Source organism: Methylobacterium sp. Leaf106 (assembly GCF_001422895.1).
GTDB classification, from domain to species: domain Bacteria; phylum Pseudomonadota; class Alphaproteobacteria; order Rhizobiales; family Beijerinckiaceae; genus Methylobacterium; species Methylobacterium bullatum.
The window spans coordinates 20,116-27,803 of the sequence record NZ_LMNB01000011.1; the positions used below are offsets into that span (position 1 = coordinate 20,116).

Below are 7,688 nucleotides of genomic sequence, written 5' to 3' on the forward strand. Positions count from 1 at the left end.
GATCCCCTTCTCAGGCTGGGCTGATTCTTGGAAGACCTCCTCCACCGATGGCTGCAGGCGACCGGGTCGATCCGGGCCGACGTCCTCGCCGTCCTCGGCATCGTGCTGGCGCTTCTCGTCACGGTTCACGCCTTGCTGCGCAAGCGCGAGATCGGCACCGCCATCGGCTGGATCGGCCTCGCTTGGCTGTCGCCGATCTTCGGGACGGCCCTCTACGCGATCTTCGGCGTGAACCGGGTCTCGCGCCGGGCGCGCCAGTTGCGGGTGAGGCCGTCGCAACAGGCGGGCTCCCCCGTCATTCCCGACGCCAGCGTGCCCGAAGACCTGCGGCCCCTCGACCGCGCCGTCCGCCGGATCACGCGGCTCGTCCTCCTGGGCGGCAACGACTTTTCCATCCTGCGCAACGGCGACGCAGCCTATCCGGCGATGCTGGAGGCGATCGGGGGAGCGACGCGCAGCGTCGCCCTGTCGAGCTACATCTTCCGCAACGACGGCGCCGGGTCGCGCTTCTTCGAGGCGCTGGTGGCCGCGCGCGCGCGCGGCGTCGAAGTCCGGGTGCTCATCGACGGGATCGGCAGCGGCTACTTCTTCCCCGCCATGGCGCGGCGCCTGCGTCGGGCCGGGGTGCCGGTGGGGCTGTTCATGCATTCCGCCCTGCCCTGGCGCATGCCGTTCCTGAACCTGCGCACCCACAAGAAGATCCTCATCGTCGACGGGCGCATCGCCTTCACCGGCGGCATCAACATCGCCGACGAGAACCTCGTCGCCACCTCCCCTCCGGACCCGGTGCGCGACACCCATTTCCGCATCGAGGGGCCGGTGGTGGAGCAGCTGTCGCAGGCGTTTCTGGCCGACTGGGCCTTCGTCATGGGCGAGGAGCTCGACGGTCCGCGCTGGTTCCCCCCGCTCGGCGCGGCGGGCGAGATCGAGGCCCGTGTCGTCACCTCGGGGCCGGATGCGGATATCGAGAAGATCGAGTTCGCGGTGATGTCGGCGATCACCTGCGCGCAGCACAGCATCCGTCTCGTCACCCCCTATTTCCTGCCGAGCGAGATCCTGTCCACGACCCTGGCGCTCGCCGCGACGCGGGGCGTGCGCGTGGACGTCATCATCCCGCGGGCGAGCAACCACAGCTACGTGGACTGGGCGACGCGGGCGCATGTGGCGCCGCTGCTCGAGGCGGGCGTGCGGATCTGGCTCGACGAGCCGCCCTTCGACCATTCGAAGCTCCTCGTCGTGGACGGGGAATGGAGCTTCGTCGGCAGCGCGAACTGGGACATGCGCAGCTTCCGCCTGAACTTCGAGCTCAACGTCGAGGTCTACGACCGCGCCTTCGCCGACCGCCTCGACGCGTTCATGCGGACGAAGATGGACGCCCGCCTGACGGCCGAGGAGCTCGCGCGGCGGCCCTTGCCCGTGCGGTTGCGCGACGCAGCCGTACGACTAATGCTGCCATACCTCTGACGGTCCGCTCGCCCGCCTGGGCCGGCGCGGGGCCGAGATGCACCACGATGGGCCGGTGGTCGGAGGCGCCACGCGGCAGCACCGTGCGGCCGAGGCAGGCGAGCCCGCGCACGAGGCAGCGGTCGATGCGCAGGGGCACGAGATCGACCATGGCATGGGTCGGGATGCGGGGCCCGGCATCGCGGAACCCCGGCAGCAGGGCGGGGCCCACGAGGTTGTAGTCGCCGATCACCGCGGCGCGCGCCGGCAGGCTCTGCTCGATCCGCCGCAGCTGCCGCCGGTTGAGCACCTGCCCATGCGAGAGATGGACGTTGGCGACACCGAACTCGCCGAAATCGAGGATCTGGCAGACCCGGTCGACGACGGCGCCCGACGGCAGGGCGATGACCACGGGCGGGGAGGCCCAGGGATGCGGGCTCCACATGGCGAGCCCATGGATGCGGCCGGGCAGCGGTGCCCAGGCATAGACGCCGCCGAGCCGCTCCTCGATCACCGCGATGTCCTTGGTCGCCTCCTGCATCAGCAACAGGTCGGGCCGCTCGCGCTCCACCAGGGCGACGATGGCATCGACCTTGGCTCCGGTGCGCCGCAGCAGGTTCCAGCTCACGATCTTGCGGAAGTGGCTGCGGTCCAGCGCATCGAGGGCGTGCAGGTCCGGGAATCGGGCGGGATCCTGGGACGCGTAGCGGCGGTCGCTGAGCGGGCCGCGCCAGGGCAGCGAAAAGTGTCTCTTGTCCGCCACCTGCCCGCCCCCGCCGTCGCCTCGTCCAGCCTGACGCTGCCTTCCTCTAACGCTTCTTGCCGAGTTCGGCTGCGATGTCCTTGATCATATGTCCGACCTTGCGGTGGGCGCTCGTCAGCTGGTCGCGGGTGACGCCCCAGCGCTTCATCCAGTGCTCGACGGCCTGCCGCTCGGACAGATCGAGCCTGTCCTTGTCGATGAAGCCGCGCTTGTCCTTCAGGCCTGCCATCTGTCCCGCCTACCTCGGTCCCCATCCCCGGCGATGCGCGTCTCCGCACGGCTCTTAACCCATGTGCCGGTGTGGTGACGAACACGAAAACAACCTCCCCGTCATCGCCGGCGGGGAGGTTGGTCCGGTTCGGCGAGCCCGGTCACGCCGGGCTCGCCCTCAATTCTGCGCCGCCGCTTCGCGGGTGACGCCCGGGCGCGGCCGGTTGACGGCGACGGTGTCTCCGGTGCGGCTGATCTCGATGGCGTCGGCGGTGCCGCCGAGTTCCTGCGGGGTCGAGAGGGTCACGCTCTGGCCGTTGGCAAGGACCGTCTCGAATCGCATTGCCCGGCTGGTCCCGGTGCGGGCCAGGGTGACGACCACCCGGTAGCCCTTGGGCTCGGCAGTGTAGTAGGCGACGCCCGAGAGCTCGCCCAGCGAGACGCTGCCACCGTCGAGGGGCTTGATCGTCTCGGCGGAGGCCGGAAGGGTGGCGACGCCCACGGTGACGGTGGCGAGGGCGGCGGCGGTGATGAGGCTACGGAGTGTCATGGTGACGGGTCTCGCTGTCTTGGCAGGGGCGGTGCGCCCTTGCCGGTGACGCGAAGATGCTGTGCGGTGCATCATGGATCAAACAGATTGGATCGATAATGACTATTGACCATGTCGATCTATCCCGCATCGACCTCAATCTGCTGGTGGCCCTCGACGCCCTCCTCGCCGAGCGCAGCGTCACCCGCGCCGCCGCCCGGATCGGCATCGGCCAGTCGGCCATGAGCAGCAGCCTCGCGCGCCTGCGCACCACTTTCGGCGACGAACTCCTCACCCGCGCCCCCGAGGGGATGCGCGCTACTCCCCGCGCGCTCGCGCTCGCCGCGCCCGTGCGCACCCTCCTGCGCCAGATCCAGTCCCTGGTGCGCCGCGACGAGGCGTTCGATCCGCGCAGCGTCACGCGAACCTTCATCATCGGCCTGCCCGATTCCACCGAGGTGCTGCTCGGGCCGCGCCTTCTGGCCTACCTGCGCGAACATGCGCCGGGGATCAGCCTGCTCCTGCGCTCCATCGACCGCATCCGCATCCTGCAGGAACTCGACGCGGACCGCGTCGATCTCGGCATCGGCACGTTCAGCCACGGCCAGACGCACCACAAGCAGCGGCTGCTCTACCGCGACCGCTACGTCTGCCTGTTCAATGCCGAGCTCGTCGGGCTCGAGCCTCCGATCTCCCTGGACGATTACCTGCGCTTTCCCCATGTGCTCACCAGCCTGAAGGAAACGGCTCACGGGGTGGTGGACGACGCCCTCGCCCTCCTCGGCCTGCGCCGCGACCTCGCGGTGACGACGCCGCGCTTCCTCGCCGTGCCCTTCCTGGTGCGCAGCGCGCCCGTCCTCACCACCATGCAGGAGCGCCTCGCCACCCTGTTTGCCGGAACCCTCGGCCTCGCCGTCAGCCCCGCGCCGGTGGCCCTCGACGAGGTGGCGATCTCGATGCTGTGGCACGCCTCCTACGACAACGACCCGGCCCATCGCTGGCTGCGACAGACGTTGCTCGCCCTTGCCGACGACGCGGCGCAGGTCGGTTGAGGCGCTTCGATTCTCGCCGCCCGGCACCACGTCCGGTCCGGATCTTCTGCCCCCGGCGACCCAAAACTTGCCAATGCGCGCAGGCGCGTGCTTTGGGAGGGCCGGCATCGGCTGCTCCGCAGGAGCAGGGCTCCGGGAAAGAGGCCGCATGGGTTTGGTAGCAGGAGGGGTCGCCGACGTCGTCGGAGGCTTCGGCGCGTGGCGCATGTGGTGGATGCTGGCCAAGAACGACGTGATTCGGCGGTATCGCCGCTCGCGCGTCGGCCAGCTGTGGCTGACCCTCAGCATGGCCGTGATGATCTTCGGCATGGGCGGGATCTACGCCTCGCTCTTCGGCACCTCCATGGCCGATTACCTGCCCCATCTCGGCACGGGCCTCGTGCTCTGGGGATTGATGTCGCAGACCATCAACGAAAGCTGCTCGAGCTTTACCGATAACGACAGCATCATCCGGCAGGTCGCGCTGCCGCGTTTCACCTACCTGCTGCGGACGATCGCCCGGAACCTCTTCATCTTCGCCCATAACCTGATCATTCTGCCGGTCCTGTTCCTCGTCACCGGCACGGTGATCGACTGGCACATCCTGCTGTTCGTCCCCGGCCTGCTGCTCGTGCTCGCCAACCTGGCCTGGATCGGCTACCTCCTGGCCATCCTGTCGGCGCGGTTCCGCGACATTCCGCAGATCGTCGCGAGCATCGTCCAGGTCGCGTTCTTCGTCTCGCCGGTCGTCTTCAAGCCCTCGCAATTGCGGGGCGACCATCCCGTTCTCATCCTGAACCCCTTCGCCAGCATGCTGGACGTGATGCGCGAGCCTCTGCTCGGCCATCTGCCGAGCGCGACGTCCTATCTCATCCTGCTCGGCCTGCTGGTCGTCGGGTGGCTCGTCGCCCTGGCCTTCTCGGGGAAATATTCGCACCGCGTCGTGTACTGGCTCTGAGGGCAGGATGGCTCATATCGTCCTCGACAAGGCGAGCGTCGAGCTCGCCGTCTACAATTCCCGCGGCCGGGCCCTGAAGAGCGAGATCCTGCGGCGCACGGTGGGCGGCGGCCTGCAGAACGACCGCGACAGCAGCATCCAGGTGATCAAGGCGCTGAACGCGGTCAGCTTCGAAGCGCGCGACGGCGACCGGATCGGTCTCGTCGGCGGCAACGGCGCCGGCAAGACGACGCTCCTGCGGGTGCTCAGCCGAGTCTATCCGCCGACCTCGGGCACCGCCACCATCGAGGGGCGCATCTCATCCCTGATCGACCTGTCCATGGGCATGGATACGGACGCCACGGGCTACGACAATATCGAGATGCGCAGCATCATGCTGGGGCTCAGCCACAAGCAGGCCCAGGCGATCGTGCCCGACGTGGAGGAGTTCAGCCAGCTCGGCGAGTTCCTGTCCCTTCCGATCCGCACTTATTCCAGCGGCATGATGCTGAGGCTCGCCTTCGCCGTCAGCACGGCGGTTCACCCCGACATCCTGATCCTCGACGAGGTAATCGGCGTCGGCGACGCCGCCTTTGCCGAGCGTGCCGAGCAGCGCCTGCACGGCATGATCCAGAAGGCCAGCATCATGTTCCTCGCCTCCCACGACAACGCCTCGATCAAGCGCTTCTGCAACCGCACGCTCTGGATGAAGGGCGGCACGCTGATGATGGATGGCGCGCCGGAGGAGGTGCTGGCGGCTTATGCGGCGGATCAAAATAAATGACAAGATGAAGATAAAGAATTATTGGTTATTTTTTCGCGAGAAAAGTAATTAATTGCGCGTATCTCATGCCCAATTATGCAACAGTTAAACCGGTCTCGCTACTAGGGGTGTTCGCAATAGGATATTCGATTGATTTTTATAAATATACATAATTATAGAGCGTTTGTTCTCTGATGTTTGAATAGGATAAAATAAACAGATTGAGGTACATCCATTAATAAAACGATAATGGAACGGGCCTGGCAGCAGACTTCGACGCAGTGTATGCTTTGGAATAATCCGGTTATGGCACGATAGATTGACTTCAAGAGACTCTAGCCTTGAAGTTTGCAGCCGCGTACTAGCGAAACAGTTTACCCATCCGCCGAACTCGATTCAACGCGGGATGTAGACGATAGAGGGCGCGCCAACGCGTGCTGCCTAGTATATGCATACGTAGTTTAGCCCGGATTTTGAACAACTGTGGCACATTTGGCGCAGCTTGTACAATTTCAGTGTATTCTCTAGCGATTGCAATGTACTCATCGCGATGAGTAAAGAACTTGCCTTTGCGCCCACTTGCCGCCGCAATAGCCTCACTTATGATCTGGTGGTTGAATCGAGGAATCAAAACATCTCTCATGTAGAAACGCTCTTTGATTGGATCGTTGGGGAAAGCAGCCGCAAGCTTCTTGAAATAGCGTAGGCGTGAGCGCGCCATCCGGATACCATAGGATGTGCTTTCGGTGTGAATGCACCAGACGGTGACAGCCTTTTCAGTAAAATGATTGGTGAATCCGGCGCGGAAAAGACGAAGGAACAGATCGTCGTCTTCGTAGCCCATGAACTGTTCGTCGAAACCGCCGACGGTCTCAAAGGCTAAGCGCGATATCAGCGAAGCCGAAGGCAAAACGAACATGTCGCTTACAAGAATATCGTGAATATTTGTTTTTGGATGCTTGGCGTGCTGGGTAACAATGCTAGTACGCACGATCTCCCCATTACCCTCAGCCTCAAAGAGTTCACCATAGACCCAGCCGAAATGCGGCTCATTTTCTGGCATCGCATCAATGAGAATTTCGATATGGTTCTTGAGATAGAAGTCATCTTGATCGAGGAAACAAATATATTCAGCCTTGCTGGCGGCAACTCCGGCATTACGAGCCGAGCCCTGTCCACCATTTTGCTTGTGAATAACATTGATCCCCAATTGGTTTGCGATCGCGTCTAAGCGTGCCGCTTCTTCTGCGCTTGATCCATCATCGACAATGAGAAATTCGAAGGGCGGAACAGTCTGCTCAAGAACACTGCGGGCGGAACGCTCGATAAAGGCGGACCCATTGTAGTAAGGGATCACAACGACAACACGGATCTCGTCCATGCGCTTTTGCCGCTTGGCATCTTGGTAAGCACTTCGCATAAAATATTTAGCCTTTAACCTGGAAAAAGAGAGAGTATCTTGTGATTTCACTATCAATGTCAACAAATTTGGCCCTTGGCAATCTCTTGTGTGAACGCCAAGCGCGATCAGAGCTAAAATAGCCGTTTAAGCTGCTGTGTGTCATTAGGAAAGCGATAGGATTCGAAATATCTTTGCTGGATTCGGCGCCCTGCGCCGCCCTCCCTTGACGGTGGCACGGACGCCGTCTGAATTTCAAGGTGGATCTATGGGCCCAGGGGACCCATTGGACGGATAAGTGTCTCTCACAAAACTCCCGCTGCGCTGTCGTACCTAGAGCGAGAACCCGGCCGTGATCGGGAGTTCTGTTAGGCACTCTAAGAGCGCCTAACAGAACGGCACCGAGTCGGATGTCGAGCGTTGGTTTGGCATGGCCAGACCGCTTCTCCCCGATGATCTCTGGGATGAGATCGCTCCGCTCCTCCCGCCACCTCGGCCCCGTCCGAAGGGCGGGCGTCGTCCGATCGAGAATCGGGCCGCACTGACGGGCATCCTGTTCGTGCTGCGCTCGGGTCTGCCATGGGAGATGCTGCCGGCCGAGATGGGCTGCGGC

At 63.6% G+C, this 7,688-nt stretch carries 9 protein-coding genes; 5 read left to right on the top strand and 4 right to left on the bottom strand.

Annotation, left to right across the window (positions count from 1 at the left end):
* The first annotated feature begins 27 nt into the window (after window positions 1–27).
* Window positions 28–1,464 carry a cardiolipin synthase gene (cls, locus tag ASF34_RS07875; protein ID WP_056160399.1) on the top strand — a complete coding sequence of 479 codons (1,437 nt, stop codon included), beginning with the start codon at window positions 28–30 and terminating at the stop codon, window positions 1,462–1,464.
* Here cls and ASF34_RS22165 read toward each other — a convergent pair.
* The 3 genes from ASF34_RS22165 to ASF34_RS07890 form a co-directional block, all read right to left on the bottom strand.
* Complete coding sequence (locus ASF34_RS22165) at window positions 1,355–2,116, bottom strand: endonuclease/exonuclease/phosphatase family protein (RefSeq protein WP_082473239.1); 762 nt, start codon at window positions 2,114–2,116, stop codon at window positions 1,355–1,357. The two genes, cls and ASF34_RS22165, sit on opposite strands and share 110 nt — an antisense overlap.
* Window positions 2,117–2,252: 136 nt before the next feature.
* On the bottom strand, window positions 2,253–2,435 hold the full coding sequence (locus tag ASF34_RS07885; RefSeq protein WP_018043399.1) for a DUF3606 domain-containing protein: 183 nt from the start codon (window positions 2,433–2,435) through the stop codon (window positions 2,253–2,255).
* 159 nt (window positions 2,436–2,594) lie between these two features.
* Window positions 2,595–2,966 (bottom strand): hypothetical protein, encoded by a 372-nt coding sequence (locus tag ASF34_RS07890; protein WP_056160403.1) that lies wholly within the window; start codon window positions 2,964–2,966, stop codon window positions 2,595–2,597.
* Window positions 2,967–3,064: 98 nt separating this feature from the next.
* Between ASF34_RS07890 and ASF34_RS07895 the strand changes: the two genes are divergently transcribed.
* From ASF34_RS07895 to ASF34_RS07905, 3 genes are all read left to right on the top strand, one after another.
* Complete coding sequence (locus ASF34_RS07895; RefSeq protein WP_056160405.1) at window positions 3,065–3,997, top strand: LysR family transcriptional regulator; 933 nt, start codon at window positions 3,065–3,067, stop codon at window positions 3,995–3,997.
* Window positions 3,998–4,145: 148 nt separating this feature from the next.
* Window positions 4,146–4,934 carry an ABC transporter permease gene (locus tag ASF34_RS07900; RefSeq protein WP_051074311.1) on the top strand — a complete coding sequence of 263 codons (789 nt, stop codon included), beginning with the start codon at window positions 4,146–4,148 and terminating at the stop codon, window positions 4,932–4,934.
* A gap of 7 nt (window positions 4,935–4,941) precedes the next feature.
* Window positions 4,942–5,697, top strand: coding sequence for an ABC transporter ATP-binding protein (locus tag ASF34_RS07905; RefSeq protein WP_056160407.1), 756 nt, complete (start codon window positions 4,942–4,944; stop codon window positions 5,695–5,697).
* A gap of 340 nt (window positions 5,698–6,037) precedes the next feature.
* Here the strand turns inward: ASF34_RS07905 and ASF34_RS22170 are convergent, their stop codons facing one another.
* Window positions 6,038–7,057: a glycosyltransferase family 2 protein gene (locus ASF34_RS22170; protein WP_244478935.1), complete on the bottom strand. Its 1,020-nt coding sequence runs from the start codon at window positions 7,055–7,057 to the stop codon at window positions 6,038–6,040.
* Between the two features lie 448 nt (window positions 7,058–7,505).
* On the opposite strand from ASF34_RS22170, the gene ASF34_RS07915 reads away from it, so the two are divergent.
* On the top strand, window positions 7,506–7,688 hold a 183-nt coding region (locus ASF34_RS07915), incomplete at its 3' end, for a transposase (RefSeq protein ID WP_156465668.1).